This is a genomic window from Shewanella hanedai, from assembly GCF_007197645.1.
In the GTDB taxonomy this organism is placed as follows: domain Bacteria; phylum Pseudomonadota; class Gammaproteobacteria; order Enterobacterales; family Shewanellaceae; genus Shewanella; species Shewanella hanedai.
Window position 1 is genome coordinate 18,779 of record NZ_VKGK01000005.1, and the last position, 14,981, is coordinate 33,759.

15 protein-coding genes are annotated in these 14,981 nt (G+C 40.5%); 13 read left to right on the forward strand and 2 right to left on the reverse strand.

From position 1 onward, the window contains the following. Window positions 1-7: 7 nt before the first annotated feature. Window positions 8-1,138: a long-chain-fatty-acid--protein ligase LuxE gene (gene luxE, locus FN961_RS05665; protein ID WP_143563590.1), complete on the forward strand. Its 1,131-nt coding sequence runs from the start codon at window positions 8-10 to the stop codon at window positions 1,136-1,138. A gap of 22 nt (window positions 1,139-1,160) precedes the next feature. Then, a complete protein-coding gene (luxG, locus tag FN961_RS05670) occupies window positions 1,161-1,871 on the forward strand; it encodes a flavin mononucleotide reductase LuxG (protein WP_143563591.1) in 711 nt (236 codons plus the stop codon). A 139-nt stretch (window positions 1,872-2,010) separates the two neighbouring features. Here luxG and FN961_RS05675 read toward each other — a convergent pair whose 3' ends face one another. Then, entirely contained in the window at window positions 2,011-2,658 is a 648-nt protein-coding gene (locus FN961_RS05675; RefSeq protein WP_143563592.1) for a glutathione S-transferase, read from the reverse strand. Window positions 2,659-2,926: 268 nt separating this feature from the next. Here FN961_RS05675 and trhO point away from each other — a divergent pair, with 268 nt between their 5' ends. The 3 genes from trhO to FN961_RS05690 all read left to right on the forward strand — a co-directional run bounded on the left by trhO (window position 2,927) and on the right by FN961_RS05690 (window position 5,848). Next, window positions 2,927-3,916, forward strand: coding sequence for an oxygen-dependent tRNA uridine(34) hydroxylase TrhO (gene trhO / locus FN961_RS05680; RefSeq protein ID WP_143563593.1), 990 nt, complete (start codon window positions 2,927-2,929; stop codon window positions 3,914-3,916). A gap of 379 nt (window positions 3,917-4,295) precedes the next feature. Further along, on the forward strand, window positions 4,296-5,474 hold the full coding sequence (locus FN961_RS05685; protein ID WP_143563594.1) for a porin: 1,179 nt from the start codon (window positions 4,296-4,298) through the stop codon (window positions 5,472-5,474). Window positions 5,475-5,557: 83 nt separating this feature from the next. Next, on the forward strand, window positions 5,558-5,848 hold the full coding sequence (locus FN961_RS05690) for a cupin domain-containing protein (protein WP_143563595.1): 291 nt from the start codon (window positions 5,558-5,560) through the stop codon (window positions 5,846-5,848). A gap of 17 nt (window positions 5,849-5,865) precedes the next feature. Here the strand turns inward: FN961_RS05690 and FN961_RS05695 are convergent, their stop codons facing one another. Then, window positions 5,866-6,774 (reverse strand): LysR family transcriptional regulator, encoded by a 909-nt coding sequence (locus FN961_RS05695; RefSeq protein ID WP_143563596.1) that lies wholly within the window; start codon window positions 6,772-6,774, stop codon window positions 5,866-5,868. Window positions 6,775-7,008: 234 nt separating this feature from the next. Here FN961_RS05695 and torT point away from each other — a divergent pair, with 234 nt between their 5' ends. From torT to FN961_RS05735, 8 genes are read left to right on the forward strand one after another with little or no spacing between them, the layout of a single operon-like run. Continuing rightward, the gene (gene torT / locus FN961_RS05700) at window positions 7,009-8,091 is read left to right on the forward strand and encodes a TMAO reductase system periplasmic protein TorT (protein ID WP_143563597.1); all 1,083 of its coding nucleotides are present in this window, start codon (window positions 7,009-7,011) and stop codon (window positions 8,089-8,091) included. Window positions 8,092-8,105: 14 nt separating this feature from the next. Beyond that, window positions 8,106-9,635, forward strand: coding sequence for a sugar ABC transporter ATP-binding protein (locus tag FN961_RS05705; RefSeq protein WP_143563598.1), 1,530 nt, complete (start codon window positions 8,106-8,108; stop codon window positions 9,633-9,635). Further along, complete coding sequence (locus FN961_RS05710; RefSeq protein WP_221936098.1) at window positions 9,632-10,663, forward strand: ABC transporter permease; 1,032 nt, start codon at window positions 9,632-9,634, stop codon at window positions 10,661-10,663. Before FN961_RS05705 ends, FN961_RS05710 begins: the two co-directional genes overlap by 4 nt. Further along, window positions 10,660-11,406 (forward strand): 5-oxoprolinase subunit PxpA, encoded by a 747-nt coding sequence (gene pxpA, locus FN961_RS05715; RefSeq protein ID WP_221936099.1) that lies wholly within the window; start codon window positions 10,660-10,662, stop codon window positions 11,404-11,406. The genes FN961_RS05710 and pxpA overlap by 4 nt, the downstream gene beginning before the upstream one ends. Then, on the forward strand, window positions 11,403-12,767 hold the full coding sequence (locus FN961_RS05720) for an acetyl-CoA carboxylase biotin carboxylase subunit (protein WP_221936100.1): 1,365 nt from the start codon (window positions 11,403-11,405) through the stop codon (window positions 12,765-12,767). Before pxpA ends, FN961_RS05720 begins: the two co-directional genes overlap by 4 nt. Before the next feature lie 9 nt (window positions 12,768-12,776). After that, window positions 12,777-13,646 (forward strand): 5-oxoprolinase subunit B family protein, encoded by an 870-nt coding sequence (locus FN961_RS05725; RefSeq protein WP_143563599.1) that lies wholly within the window; start codon window positions 12,777-12,779, stop codon window positions 13,644-13,646. 9 nt (window positions 13,647-13,655) lie between these two features. Continuing rightward, a complete protein-coding gene (locus FN961_RS05730) occupies window positions 13,656-14,633 on the forward strand; it encodes a 5-oxoprolinase subunit C family protein (protein ID WP_143563763.1) in 978 nt (325 codons plus the stop codon). Between the two features lie 45 nt (window positions 14,634-14,678). Then, window positions 14,679-14,894, forward strand: coding sequence for an acyl-CoA carboxylase biotin carboxyl carrier protein subunit (locus FN961_RS05735; protein ID WP_143563600.1), 216 nt, complete (start codon window positions 14,679-14,681; stop codon window positions 14,892-14,894). The last annotated feature ends 87 nt before the right edge of the window (window positions 14,895-14,981 follow it).

Consider the following 14,981-nt stretch of genomic DNA (forward strand, 5'->3'; position numbering starts at 1 on the left):
GTTGTATATGAATACTCAATGTATAGTTGAAGAGTACCAAGTTATAGCAAGCTCAGAGATAGATGATCTTATTTTTATGAGTAACCCACAAGAGTGGACATTTGAAGAGCAAAAAGAAATTCAAAATAAACTTATCCTTGAAGCGTTTAACTATCATTATAATAGAAATGAAAGTTATAGGAAATATTGTATTACACAACATGTTAATGAGAATATCACTTCAATTGATGATATTCCTGTGTTTCCAACATCTGTTTTTAAATATATGAAACTACATACTGCTAGTGAAGATGATATTGAGAATTGGTATACAAGTAGCGGTACTAGTGGTATGAAAAGTAATATTGCTCGTGATCGACTAAGTATTGAAAGGTTACTTGGTTCAGTTAATTTTGGCATGAAATATGTCGGTAATTGGTTTGAACACGAAATGGAATTGGTTAATCTTGGTCCAGACCGTTTTAACACTAATAATATATGGTTTAAGTATGTAATGAGTTTGGTTGAATTACTTTACCCAACCGAATTCACTGTCAATAACGATGAAATTGATTTAGAAAAAACAATGCATCATTTATTTCGTATTTATAACACTAAAAAAGATATTTGCTTGATTGGTCCTCCTTATTTTATTTATCTATTATGTCAGTACATTAATGCCAATGATATTGAATTTATTGCGGGGAATAGATTGCACATCATCACTGGTGGTGGTTGGAAGTTAAATCAAAGTGAGTCCTTAAGTCGTGATGATTTTAATGCTATGTTAATGGAAGTATTTCATTTGAATAACATCAATCAAATTAGAGACACTTTTAATCAAGTAGAGTTAAATACGTGTTTTTTTGAAGATGAATATCAAAGGAAGCATGTTCCTCCTTGGGTTTATGCTCGCGCTCTTGATCCTGAAACACTACAGCCAGTTATTGACGGTGAACAAGGATTATTAAGCTATATGGATGCATCATCAACAGGATACCCAGCATTTATTGTTACAGATGATATAGGTATTATCCATCATGTTAAAAGCCCTGATCCCTATCCTGGTACAAAAGTTGAGATAATACGAAGATTAAATACACGCGCACAGAAAGGGTGTGCTATTTCAATGATTAATACAATGAAAGTAAATAATTAATACTGCGTGGTGGATATAATATATGAAAGTAAAATGCAGCGTATCAAAAATAGAGTTAATAAATAAAAATATATATAAAGTTTATATTAAACCTTATGTTCCTATTGATTTCAAAGCTGGGCAGTATATATATATAAATTTAAGTGGTAATAAAAGGCAACCATTTTCTATTGCTAGTTGTCCAACAGATAATAGTGTGATTGAACTGCATGTTGGCAGTTCAAATGAAAACAGTTCTTTAGATGTAATGGAATATTTTGGTGATGCTCTAATAAAAAATAGTACCATCGTGATAGATGCTCCACATGGAGAGGCGTGGTTACGTGAAGGCAGTAATAAACCAATATTGTTGATTGCCGGTGGTACAGGTTTATCCTATATTAGCAGTATTCTTCGAAACTGTTTAAACCGAGGTTTCACTCAACCTATTTATGTTTATTGGGGAGTGAAAAATATAGATTTTTTGTATGCAGATGAAGAACTACAGTTATTATGCAGTCACCACAGTAATTTACATTACATTCCAGTGGTATTAGAAGACAGTAAATATACGTGGTTAGGAAAAAAAGGCACGGTTATTGATGCTGTCATGGATGATTTTACTGTTCTTACGCTTTTTGATATTTATGTCTGTGGGCCTAATTTGATGACTAAGGCAGCAAAAGATAAATTAGTTGCAAAAAAGAGTGCTAAATCAGAACAAATGTTTTCCGATGCTTTTGCATATATGTGATCTTTTAAATGTAGTGTAGATATAATAAACATCAGTCTAAGAAGCAATCTATTTGGTTCGTTGTATTTTAAGTGGTGATTTCTGACATGACAGTCATATAAAGTCATGTCAGTTCTCTATGAACCTCACCCATTAAACATTAACCAAATACAAACTCTTCTTCACTGTCGAGCCAGGTTGGGTATTTTATCATTATGTCGATGAAAGTAGAGCTGGCTAAATGTTTAGCTAACCAGGCCTGAACATTGGGGGTAGGGGATGTTTCGAACCACATTTTATCTACATGGGCAAATTGGCGTACAAAGGGATAGATTGCATAATCAGCGATACTGGCTGTATGACAGAGCAGATTATCATGCTTGGCTAAGAGGCTTTCCAGGTGGGAGATGAATATCATGCCCTGATCGCGATAATGTGCTTTAGTGAATTCAGGGTATCTGTCGGCGTACTTGTATTTGTCTAGCCAAGGTTTAAAGTTATCATCATTAGTCTTGATTAATGCCATGGCTATCTCTTGTAACTCAGGCTTATCGGTCAGCAATAAATTCAGAGGATCCTTCTGCATTAGTGCCCAACACATGATATCGATACTCTCATCGATCACTTGATTATCTGAAGTGATGAGTACGGGTACCGTTCCTTTTGGGGATGAATATAACATTTGCTGAGGTTTATTTTTTAGGATTATCTCTCTTAACATGACTTGAGTGCCAGAGAGGGAAATGCCAAGTCGAGCGCGCATGGCATAGGGGCAGCGTCTAAATGAGTAGAGAGTGGCTAAAGACATGATTTTCTCTGGTAAGTTGCTTGAATTCTTTATTATGTTGTGGCTTTTCTTATCAAAAAACAATCAAGATTTAACTTCAAATTGAACTTGGGAGACTAAAGTCATCATATTTTCTTAATACCCCTACTTTTTGTCTCTGTTTGTGTTTATGTTACTCATGTATGATTCTCGCCGTTTTTGCTAACTAGCTCACTCACAATTGTGAGCCAGTCTATCATTGAGTCAATATGCACTGGAGATTAAGCTCCAGCAAGCAGTAGAGGTTAGTATGTCCCACGTTGTTGTTTGTGCCCTTTATAAGTTTGTTTCCCTTCCTGATTTTGAACTGATCCAGAAACCCCTATTAGCCGAGATGGAAAAATCAGGCATAAAAGGCACTTTGTTGCTGGCCAACGAAGGGATTAACGGTACTGTCGCGGGCTCACAAGAAGCGATAGATAACCTACTTATCTGGCTGGCTGGACAGCCGGGCCTTGATAACATAGTGCATAAGTTTTCGTTCGATGAAACCATGCCTTTTTATCGTACCAAGGTGAAATTAAAAAAAGAGATCGTGACGATGGGGATCGAGGGTATTGATCCACTCAAAGTCGTTGGCACTTATGTTAAGCCTAAAGATTGGAATGCGCTTATTTCAGATCCTGAGGTGTTACTGGTCGACACCCGCAATGAATACGAAGTCAAAATAGGAACCTTTAAAAATGCTGTCGATCCTAAGACCGACACATTTCGTGAATTCCCTGCTTATGTAAAAGAACACCTCGATCCTGCGAAGCATAAAAAAGTGGCCATGTTTTGTACGGGTGGGATCCGCTGTGAAAAATCCACCGCTTACCTCAAAGAGCAAGGCTTTGATGAGGTTTATCATCTTGAAGGCGGCGTGCTTAAGTATCTTGAAGAGGTTAAGCAGGAAGAGAGCTTGTGGGAAGGTGAGTGTTTTGTGTTTGATAATCGCGTTGCGGTTAACCATGACTTGGAAAAAGGTCAATACGATCAATGCAACGCTTGTCGTATGCCAATAACAGAGGCTGAAAAAGCCAGTGAAGCATTTGTTCAGGGAGTCAGTTGTCCTCATTGTATCGACACCATTTCAGATAAGCAGCGTCAGCGCTTTGAAGAACGAGAGCGTCAGATGCAACTCGCAGACAAGCGTGGTGAAGCTCATATCGGTAGTGATGTCGGTGCTGTGATTCAAAACCGCCGTGATCACAAAGAAAACCTTAAGAAAGCGCAGCTTAAGCTTAACAGTAAAAAATAGAAATAAATGAGTTGGAGGCTAGAATGGCGTCTATACTCATTTAGCAATAAGAGAATTATTGATCCTGTATCGGGCGATTAATACCTCCATATTGTTGAAAAAGCCGTCTTTGACGGCTTTTTTTTTGCTTTCTGTCATTGAATGATTTATTTCTCTTGTTTTATCCACTTTGATGTTCATCAATGTATTTTTAGATTAACTCTATTTAGCGATTGATATCGAACTGTTTATATTCTGCCATTGATTTCTTTTTCTAATGGTTACTTGTTTGCATTCTATTTTTAAGAATATTCTAAATAGTATTTCTGAATTTACAAATTTAATTATGAATGTAGTTTTGTTCAAAGAAACAACAAAAATAATTAAATAGGAATAGATAATGAAACAGTGCAAAGAAAAATTAATAGTATCAATATTATTTGGATGTTCTGCTGGTATAGCCAGTTGTGGTGTGCAAGCAATAGAAATACAAGCTGATCCATGGACGTTAAATATTAATGGTAATGTTAATGGCCACCTCTCTTACGTGCAGTGTGATAACAGTACTAATGTCGTCGCGGGTAATCCATTATTATGTATAGGCGATGATGCAACCTCTGTTGCGAATGGATATTTACCAACAGGTATCGATTTCGGTATTTCTAGAACGGTTAATGATTACCATGTTGCCGTGCATTTTGCTTATGAAGGGGGAACCGTTACTAATGGGCCATTTAATGGCGGAGGCACAACGGAGTCATTTAGAGGATATTTAACTGTCGCAAATGACCATTACGGTGAGGTTAAAATTGGACGAGACTACGGTGTATTTGGAATCGATGTCATATTGTCCGATATGTCTTTATTAGGCGTAGGTGCTTCAGCCATTATAAAATCTCCATTAAACACCACATTAGGAAGTTCTGGGTATGGTTATATATTTGTCGATCGCCTCGCGCAAATTAACTATTCGTTTCCTACCAAAAACGGTCTGAGTGCCACTGTTGGGGTATATCAACCGCTAGATCCATCGACCCTAGGGGCTGAAAACACCTTTGTAGGTGACTCAGGCTCTAAAACGCCAGGTTTTCACGGGAAATTAAAGTATGAGTTTGAAAAGGGGTTTATATCTAGCACTTGGTTAACCCAGCAGATTGATAATAATGAGGTGAACGAAACCGCTTTTGCTTGGGATGTCACTGGTAAAATGAATTTTGGGGCGCTTTCTCTTGTGGCTTCTTATCATGATGCGAAAGGTGTCGGTCACTCAGGGTTGTTTTTCGATGGTATCGATGCCCAAGGTAATGCGAGAAACTCGAATGGCTACTTTGTGCAGGCTATGTATAGCTTCACAGACACTCGTGTCGGCATTAATTATGGAATATCAACATTGGACAGAAATGCCAATGATCCGTTAGTGAACCTTAAGCAAAGTGAAAAGCTAACATTTGGCGCCTATCATAGCTTGTTTGAAGGACTCACCTTGGTGGCTGAAGTGTCCATGTATGAATCTGAAAACAATAAAAATCAAAGTATTGATAATCTAGGACTAAACTTAGGCGCTGTGTATTTTTTCTAGCGTAGAAGATTAAACTAAATGTAATATTACGATTCATAACCACTTAGTTTTATGGATGACTAAGTGGTTTTTTTGAGGTGTTTATGGATTCAGTTAGAGATCAAGCAATTTCAAATGTTCAAATTGATAATGACAGAGTGTTGGTTACGCAGTGGTGTTTTTCTGTTGGTGCCGAAACTCGTTGGCATCATCACTGTTTAGATTATATTGTGATCCCAGATATGGATGGATGCTTATTATTAGAAACAAGGAATGGACATGATATTGTCGAATTGAAAGCGGGTAAATCTTATTCTCGTCTGTCAGGCGTTGAACACAATGTGGTTAATATTAACGACTTTGATTTTTCATTTGTAGAAGTTGAGCTTAAATAATATATATATGTAACTTTTTATCTTGCCTGTCCTGAATTATATTCCATTCTACAGAATTCAATAAAAGCTTGAGTTAATTCAGGAAGCTCTTCTTTTGTCATCCACATAAGGCCGACATCCATACTTGGTATGTCATCAACAATACTGCGTGACTCTATTCTTTCACCTTCTAACGACCAAGGACGATACACCATATCTGACAAAATGGTGATGCCTTCACCGGTGGCAACCATACTTCTTACGGCTTCTATCACACTGGTTTCAAATACAATGTTGGGTTTTAAATTAAATGTCTCCCAATAATTCATATGACTCTTAGCGGCTTCATCAATGGTTAACTGCACGTAGGGGTATGTAGCGATATCATTAAGGCTGATTGATTTTTTCTGCAGTAAAGGATGATCGGTTGCTGTCCACACTTTACGCTTCGAGCTGACTAATACTTCTCTGGATAACTGGTCACTCTCTTCAGCATTGGAGACTAATAAAATCGCAATATCAATTTGGTCGTTAGCTATTTTTGATTCTGCAATCTGTCGTTTTAATTCTAAAATTTCGACATTTACATTAGGAAATGCCCGACCAAATCGAGAGAGTAGCGGAGTTAGAAAGTAACCCGAAACTGTCGGACTTACCCCCAACTTAAGCTTCCCTGAGTATTGTTTTCTGTCTTTGAATGTGTGCATCGCGGTAGAGACGGCGGATAAAATATTTTGGCAGTGCTGTAAGAAGTGGTAGCCGTTATAAGTCAGTTTCAATCCTTTATGATGTCGGTCAAATAAAGATACACCTAGCATAGATTCAAGTTCTTGAATTGCACTGGTCACTGCTGAAGCAGAAATACCAATTGAGGCTGCTGCTTCGGTGACTTTTCCACTTTCCGCAGCGGCAACAAAATACCTTATTTGTCTAAGTGTAATGGACATTAATATTTTCCTCTTGTTTTTGTTAATTTTAGTTTTACTTATTAATCAATCTATTAAAAGCTATATTTTCATTTTTATAGTCTTCTGAAAATCAGAATTTAATCAGTTGAAATTCTAAATTCACAAATGTTCGCTTAGGGTTAAAGATAAAACAAGTTTTTAACAAAGCCAGTTTTATTTTGGATTAATTCAATACCACTACAAATCTTAATAACAATAAAGATGGAGATTAAAATGAAATTTACACGTTTAATATTTATTTTCATGGCACTCGTTTTATCGGCAAGCCCAAGTCATGGCTCTGAAAGTAAAGATGGAAATTGGTACCCCTATGAAGTTGATGTACTGAACCCGCCTTTTGATATGGAAAGTGAAAAGACAAGTTTGCAATACGTGCCTCTTAAGAAAGCGAAAAAGAAATGGCAGTTATGTGTGTCATTTCCACACATGAAAGACGCTTATTGGACTGCGGTCAATTACGGGATTATCAATGAAGCTGAGCGGTTAGGCGTCAAGATAAATTTAGTGGAAGCTGGAGGGTACACCAATTTAAGTAAACAGATTTCACAAATTGAAGACTGTATCTCTTCCGGTGCCAATGCCCTCATTGTGGGAGCGATTTCGTATCAAGGTTTGAATAATGTGATTAGTGAGGCGCGTAATAAAAACATTCCCGTGATTGATGTTGTTAACGGTGTTTCATCAACGGATATTGTCGCTAAATCGTTGGTTTCTTTTGGTGAAATGGGCGGGAAAACGGGCGAGTATTTAGTGGCTATGCATCCAAATGGTTCGAAAAAAATGAAAGTGGCTTGGTTTCCTGGCCCTTCAGGTGCTGGCTGGGTAGAAGCGGGTCACAAAGGGTTTTCTGCTGCGGTTGCTAATGGCGCTATTGAGCTGCTTGAAACCAAATATGGTGACACAGGAAAAGAGGTTCAAACTAAATTGGTTGAGGACACTTTGCAGGCTCACCCAGATGTTGACTACATCGTTGGAACCGCTGTTACAGCTGAAGCGGCCGCCAGTATTTTACGAAGCCGAGGGCTGGCGAAGGAAATCAAAGTCATCTCCTACTATTTTACCCCAGGTGTTGAAAATGGCATCAAGTCAGGAAGGATCATGGCAGCTCCAACAGATTCAACTGTGATACAAGGTCGAATAGCGGTAGATCAGGCTGTTCGTGTGCTTGAGGGCATTCCATATCGCATGCATGTGGGGCCACAGCTTTTTATGGTCGATGAAAGCAACATCAATACGTTCAACCGTGACGGTGCATTAGCGCCGATGAACTTCAAACCTACTTTTAATCTCGATTAAAAGGGGAGTCAATCATGAATTCAGAGTTGAACGACGATAATGACATCATTATGTCATTATCGAAAGTAGGCAAGAAGTACGGACAAAACACGGCTCTTCATCCTATCGATTTTGAGCTAGAACGAGGTGAAGTGCATGTATTGTTTGGTGAGAATGGTGCGGGGAAATCAACTCTAATTTCATTAATCGCCGGTGCGAATAAACCGAGTTCAGGTCAGATTAATTACGATGGCAAGAATGTGGCTTTCTCATCAGTAAAAGAGGCGAGGTTATTGGGGATATGTGCAGTATTCCAAGAGTTCTCTTTAGTTCCGCAATTAACGGTTGCAGACAACATGTTTCTTGGTCATGAGTTATCAAGTGGTTATGTGCTAGATAAAGCAGCAATGAATGATAAAGCCAATGCAGTCCTTAATGAGTTGGAGTTCGATTTAACCGCTGATCAAATAGTGGGTGAGTTACCTCGTGCAGGCCAACAGATGGTGGAAATTGCAAAAGCATTTTGTGCCAATGTCTCGGTGCTTATTTTGGACGAACCTACCGCGTCGTTAACAGAGCATGAAACGGAGCAGTTATTTCGATTAGTGAACAAGCTTAAGTCCCAAGGGGTTGGCATTATCTATATTACTCACCGGATGGCTGAGATTCGCCAAATCTCCGATCGAGTGACAGTGCTAAGAGATGGCTTGTTAATTGGGCGTTTAAATACCTGTGATCTTGATGAAGATAGCTTAGTCGAGATGATGACTGGAGGGTCGGCATCAGATGTATTTCCTAATGTTGAGTCTACTGCTGGAAACATCATGTTTGAAGTGAGCAATCTATCTTCGGAGCTTGGGATCGATGACATCAGTTTACATGTCAAGCAGGGGGAAATAGTGGGCTTGGCTGGACTTATTGGTTCAGGTAAGTCTGAGTTTGCTCAAGTCTGTTATGGGTTAGCCCCTAAAACCCAAGGTCAAATCAAGGTTTGTGCTAAAGATATTTCTGTTGCGACTCCGAGTACCTTGATTGAGGCGGGGTTGTATTACTGCTCCCCGGATCGCCATGATTCAGGTTTAGTCATTGATGCCAGTATTGGTCATAACTTGACGTTAAGCGCCTTAAAAACGAATGAGTTTAGTTTTGATTATAGCTATGTACTAAAAGGAGGTAATGAACGACAGCGCATCAATACGTTAATGAAAAGGTTGCGGATTAAAGCAGATGATTCTCATCATCTAGTTAACAGTTTAAGTGGTGGGAACCAGCAGAAAGTCTTGCTAGCTAAGGCTCTTTCTCGACAATTTGAGGTGTTTATTTTCGATGAGCCCACGGTCGGTGTCGACGTGGCAACTCGTAAAGTGATCTACCAATTCATTGCTGAACTTTGCCAACAGGGAGCTGCCATTTTACTTATTTCGTCAGATCTTCCTGAAATAATACATTTAACACATAGAGCCTACGTGTTCTGTGAAGGACAAATCGCGGTGCATTTAGAAAAAGAACAGATTAACGAGCAGAGCGTTCTTAGCCATTTTTTTGCTAAGGGGGAGGCAGCATGATGTCTAACATACAAAACAACATTCGCCATATGAGTTCAGGAGGAATAAATCGGGCGATGAAAGTCATTAGCAATATATTTTATCGGTTAGGTGTTTTGCCATTTTTGTTATTAATAGCAGTCGTGACATTTACCTTACTATCTGGAAATTTCTTAACCACAGATAATTTGCTCAATGTAGCAAGGCAATCAACTTATTTAATCTTGGTTGCAATGGGACAAATGTTTGCTTTGCTCACCGGAGGTTTTGACTTGTCCGTTGGCGTTATTATTGCGCTGACATCGGTTATCGCTGCAATGGTGATGGCTTGGGCTAACTTGCATTGGCCTGGACAAGTCGAACTGGCCATTTTTGTTGGCTCAGTTGCAGGGTTGCTCGCAGGGATGTCTATTGGTGTGATTAATGGACTTGGAGTGGCGTATGGCCGAGTGTCTCCGTTCATGATGACCTTAGGGATGTCCTCGATAGGCCTAGGTTTTGCCTTATATTTGACAGGAGGTACTCCGGTTTATGGTATGCCAGAAAGCTTTAGTGATCTGTTTGGTTTTGGTCAAATACTCGGTGTGCCTACGCCTGTTGTTATCACATTAGCTATCGCTGTCTTCTTATGGTTCTTTCTAAATTATACCGTGGGTGGTCGCTACTTTTACGCTGTCGGTGGCAATGTTAAAGCGGCAAGGCTCTCAGGTATCAATACCAAGTTAGTGTTATTTAGCACCTATGTTCTGTGTGCATTATTAGCAGCCATTAGTGGGTTGTTATTAACAGCGCGTTTAGAAACAGGTGAAGCCAATATTGGTGCCTCCTTGCCGCTTGAATCCATTGCAGCGTGTGTCATTGCAGGAGTGTCACTACGTGGTGGTGTAGGGCGACTTCCCAGTGTGGTGATGGGCGCTTTATTTATCGGTTTGATTCAAAACGGCATGAACTTGGCCAAGGTTGGATCATATTTTCAAACTGTCGTCATTGGCGTGCTGTTAATTATTGCCGTACTTGCAGATCAATTTAGACAAAGAATGGGGAAATGATGATGACTGTTGAAATTAATTGCGACATGGGTGAAGGCTATGGATTGTATAAGCTCGCCAATGATGAAGAGTTAATGGGCTTTATTACTGCTGCTAATGTCGCTTGTGGTTTTCATGCATCAGATCCTGTGATTATGCATAAAACGGTTTTGTTGGCTCAACAATATGGCGTTAAGGTTGGTGCACACCCCTCTTATCCTGATAAGCAAGGTTTTGGGCGTCGTTTCATTGAGTTGAGTTGTGAGGAGTTACGCTCAGATCTCATTTATCAGATAGGGGCGTTAAAAGGGTTTTTAGAAACATTAAACATGCCCTTAAACCACATCAAACCCCACGGTGCCTTATATGGCCGCGCAGCTGTTGATGAAGATACAGCGAATGTGCTGTGTGATGTCGCACTAAAATTTAAGGTACCCGTTTATGGCATGTCAGGCACGGTTTTAGAACGAGCTTGCCGACAGCATGAGGTTGAGTTTGTCGCTGAGTTTTATGCTGATCTTGATTATGGCGATAAAGGTCAATTAATCATTACTCGAGAACACCATCATATCGACCCAGAGCAAGTAAGGGAGAAGATGGAACGGGTGTTACATGATGGAACCGTCAGCTCAATTAATGGCGTTGTCATTCCGGTCACCGTACAGAGTATTTGCATTCATTCTGATACCCCAAATGCGAAAGAGATTGGACTGGCCGTTAGTCAGACAGTTAACAACTATCAACATAATAAGAGCGTCTTATGAAAACTAAAATAAAAAAATTACTTGTGGCTAGCCGCGGTGAAATTGCGTGTCGAGTCATACGCGCGGCCAAGTCCATGGGCATATCGACCGTTGCAATATATTCAGAGGCTGATCTTGGGTCTTTGCATTGTGAACTTGCTGATGAATCTTTCTGTGTTGGACCAGCATCGCCCAAAGAGAGTTACCTGCATCAACAAACGATATTGGATGTGGCATTGTCTGCAAATGTTGATGGGATTCACCCTGGTTATGGCTTTTTAGCCGAAAACAGTGACTTTGCTCGTAGAGTGGTTAGCGAGAACATGTTGTGGATTGGCCCTAGTCCTGATTGTATTGATGAAATGGGTGATAAGGACAGTGCACGTCAGATTGCCAAAGCGGCGAATGTTCCGGTGTTGCCAGGTACCGATAGGTTTACCATTGATGATGAACCGGATTTACTTGGGCTTGCGAGTGAAATTGGCTTTCCGTTACTCGTCAAAGCCACAGCGGGTGGGGGAGGGATTGGCATGAAGTTAGTCACTGATCCTACCAAGTTAACTGCGGTAGTCGAATCAACGGCTAATTTAGCAGAGCAAGCATTCGGCGACGGTACCCTGTACCTTGAACGCTATGTAGCGAATGCAAGGCATATAGAAATTCAGATATTCGGTTTTGGTAATGGCAAAGCAATTCATCTACATGAACGAGAATGCAGTATTCAGAGGCGGTTTCAAAAAATTATCGAAGAGTCACCCGCCCCGAATCTAGCTGCTGATGTTGTCGCTAAAATGGCCATCGCGGCGGTGAGTTTAGCTCAGCATCAAAATTACCAAGGAGCAGGTACCGTTGAATTTGTACTGGATGCGGATACACAGAACTTTTACTTCTTAGAGATGAATACTCGTATTCAAGTCGAACACCCTGTGACTGAGATGGTGACAGGCCGTGATTTGGTCAAAATGCAAATCAGTCAATCTGAGGGAACACAAGCCGTTATCGAACAAGGTGAGATTATGACATCCGGGGCTGCAATTGAATGTCGCTTATATGCCGAGGACCCCAGTTTTCATTTTATTCCCTCACCAGGTGAGCTGACTGAATTTACGATTGGCGCGAATGAAAATGCCCGCATTGATACCGGTTATAGAGTCGGTGATAGCGTTACGATTCATTATGACCCTATGTTAGCGAAATTGGTTGTCTGGGGACAGGATCGTACTCAAGCCATTACGCAAATGATGGATCTGCTTAATCAATCTAAGGTTAAGGGAGTTAAAAACAATATTGCTTTTTTACAAGCGACATTAAAACACCCTCAGTTTATTGATGGCATGATTTCAACTCACTTTGTCGATGAACATTTAAATGATCTTATTTAGGAGATGAAGATGATATACCCAGAAGCAAAATTTTCTCCTGGAGGAGATCGCTACATTCTTGTGGAATTTGGCAATGAAATGAATTTAGAGCTGAATTTCCTCGGCCAAGGTTTAGGCGCTGTGATCAAGCAATCAGCTATAAAAGGGGTCATTGAAACGGCGCCGGCATTCGCTTCAATTCTAGTGCATTACGATCCTGATTTAATTGGCTATCACGATTTGGTCAGAGAGTTGTCAACACTGATTAATGGACTCGGCTCTATTGAAGACATTGAACTGCCCAGTCGACTGTTTTATTTACCATGCTGTTATTTAGACCCTTGGACTCGAGAGTGTGTTGAAGACTACCAAGAAAAGATTCATGACAAGCAGTCAGACCCAGAGTTGGTTGCAGAGTTAAATGGCCTCAGTGGTGTGGATGAACTGGTGAGGGTCCATTCGGGCACTGAATATTGGGTGGCCTCGTTAGGTTTCTGGCCTGGATTGCCCTTTATGATGCCTCTGGATCCAAGATGTCGCTTAACGGCACCGAAGTACAACCCTCCACGAACGTGGACACCCAAAGGAGCGGTAGGAATGGGAGGGGCGTCGACTGCCATTTATCCTGTTTCAACCCCTGGCGGCTATCAAATATTTGGACGAACACCAGTGCCTATTTGGGACACACAAGCTAGTTTCCCTGAGTTTGAACAGAATATCTGTTTATTTAAACCAGGAGACAGAGTCAAATTTGTGCCTATTAGTGAACAAGAGTTTATTGATACAGAGAAAAGAGTGGCTGATAAAAGTTATGTGTACAACGTGGTGGATTATCAAAAATTTTCTGTGAGTCAGTATAAAAATTGGTTGAACTCCATCGATACAGATAAGCGATTCTAGGGGCGAATGATGATTGAAGTTATAAAAGGTGGTTTAGAAACGTCTATTCAAGATTATCCTGGTCGAATTGGTTTTTGGAACCAAGGGTTTCCACAATCGGGTCCGATGGACTCCTGGTCATTTAGGCTAGCCAATTTATTGGTTGGAAATGCCGCTGGCGCGGCTGGATTAGAGTGTCAATTGATAGGACCAAGCTTAAAGTTTACTGATGACAGGGTTATCGCTGTGACGGGAGCCAATATGTCTCCGTCAGTTAATGGTGTGGCGGTGGCGATGTGGCAAAGCATTCAAGTGAAGTCTGGGGATGTACTCACTTTGCCTTTTGCCTCTAGTGGTGCGCGCAGCTATATCGCCATTTCAGGGGGAATAGACAGTAAGCCTTGGTTAGGATCTCAGTCTACGTTCACTAAAGCCGGAGTCGGTGGTGTGACCGGTCATGCAATTAAAGATGGAGAGGTTTTGCCTTTAGCTGACAAAGTAGAGGTGATCTCTCGTCGGGTTAAGCCAGAATGTATGCCTGAGCTATCGAAAAATAAAACATGGGAAATAGAGGTGGTTGCAGGCCCTAATGATGATTGGATTGATCAAGCGGGTCAGCAACGGTTTTTAGACAGTGAATGGGTGCTTTCAGCTAAAAGCGATCGCACTGGTTTTCGGTTAGATGGACCTGATTGGACTTTTACGGACAAGGCACACAACAAAGCCCCTGAGCATGGTAGTGAACCGTCCAATATCATTGATCACGGTTACCCTTTAGGGGCAATCAATCTTGCAGGTCAAACACCGATTATTTTAGTGAGTGATGGTCCAAGTATGGGCGGGTTTATTAATCCTTATACCGTAATTTCTGCGGCATTTTGGAAGCTTGCCCAATCGAGGCCGGGCGATCGATATCAGTTTAAACAGGTGAGTGTCGAAGAAGCACAAGATTTACGTCGAGTATTAGATAAGAAGTGCCAAATGAGCAGTTTAACCCTTATTAAATAAAACGATCAGTATAATTGCAAGTCTATAAATTTGAGGAGATAAGTAATGGCTGAGCAAGTTGAAGTTAAAATCCCTGGCAGTGTGTGGAAAGTGCTGGTGGAAGTGGGGGATAAAGTAGAGGCGGGAGATGTACTCTTTATTCTTGAGGTGATGAAAACCGAAGTCCCTCATGAAGCGCCTATTGCGGGAGAAATCACAAAAATATTCATTGGGGAGGGCAGTATTGTCGATGCTCAAGATCCTGCGATAGAGATCAGTTAGTAACAATGTGGGTCCTATTTTTTGTGAACCGATTTGTCTTCTAAAAGTAAATTGGATTAAAAACGTTAACTGATGAAAGAACAAGCC

What these genes read in the sequence shown, in the direction of transcription:
- FN961_RS05720 (WP_221936100.1), top strand. Translation starts at nt 11,403, where the DNA reads ATGAAAACTAAAATAAAAAAATTACTTGTGGCTAGCCGCGGTGAAATT.
- pxpA (WP_221936099.1), top strand. Translation starts at nt 10,660, where the DNA reads ATGATGATGACTGTTGAAATTAATTGCGACATGGGTGAAGGCTATGGA.
- FN961_RS05675 (WP_143563592.1), bottom strand. Translation starts at nt 2,658, where the DNA reads ATGTCTTTAGCCACTCTCTACTCATTTAGACGCTGCCCCTATGCCATG.
- FN961_RS05725 (WP_143563599.1), top strand. Translation starts at nt 12,777, where the DNA reads ATGATATACCCAGAAGCAAAATTTTCTCCTGGAGGAGATCGCTACATT.
- FN961_RS05690 (WP_143563595.1), top strand. Translation starts at nt 5,558, where the DNA reads ATGGATTCAGTTAGAGATCAAGCAATTTCAAATGTTCAAATTGATAAT.
- trhO (WP_143563593.1), top strand. Translation starts at nt 2,927, where the DNA reads ATGTCCCACGTTGTTGTTTGTGCCCTTTATAAGTTTGTTTCCCTTCCT.
- FN961_RS05730 (WP_143563763.1), top strand. Translation starts at nt 13,656, where the DNA reads ATGATTGAAGTTATAAAAGGTGGTTTAGAAACGTCTATTCAAGATTAT.
- FN961_RS05710 (WP_221936098.1), top strand. Translation starts at nt 9,632, where the DNA reads ATGATGTCTAACATACAAAACAACATTCGCCATATGAGTTCAGGAGGA.
- FN961_RS05705 (WP_143563598.1), top strand. Translation starts at nt 8,106, where the DNA reads ATGAATTCAGAGTTGAACGACGATAATGACATCATTATGTCATTATCG.
- luxG (WP_143563591.1), top strand. Translation starts at nt 1,161, where the DNA reads ATGAAAGTAAAATGCAGCGTATCAAAAATAGAGTTAATAAATAAAAAT.
- torT (WP_143563597.1), top strand. Translation starts at nt 7,009, where the DNA reads ATGAAATTTACACGTTTAATATTTATTTTCATGGCACTCGTTTTATCG.
- luxE (WP_143563590.1), top strand. Translation starts at nt 8, where the DNA reads ATGAATACTCAATGTATAGTTGAAGAGTACCAAGTTATAGCAAGCTCA.
- FN961_RS05695 (WP_143563596.1), bottom strand. Translation starts at nt 6,774, where the DNA reads ATGTCCATTACACTTAGACAAATAAGGTATTTTGTTGCCGCTGCGGAA.
- FN961_RS05735 (WP_143563600.1), top strand. Translation starts at nt 14,679, where the DNA reads ATGGCTGAGCAAGTTGAAGTTAAAATCCCTGGCAGTGTGTGGAAAGTG.
- FN961_RS05685 (WP_143563594.1), top strand. Translation starts at nt 4,296, where the DNA reads ATGAAACAGTGCAAAGAAAAATTAATAGTATCAATATTATTTGGATGT.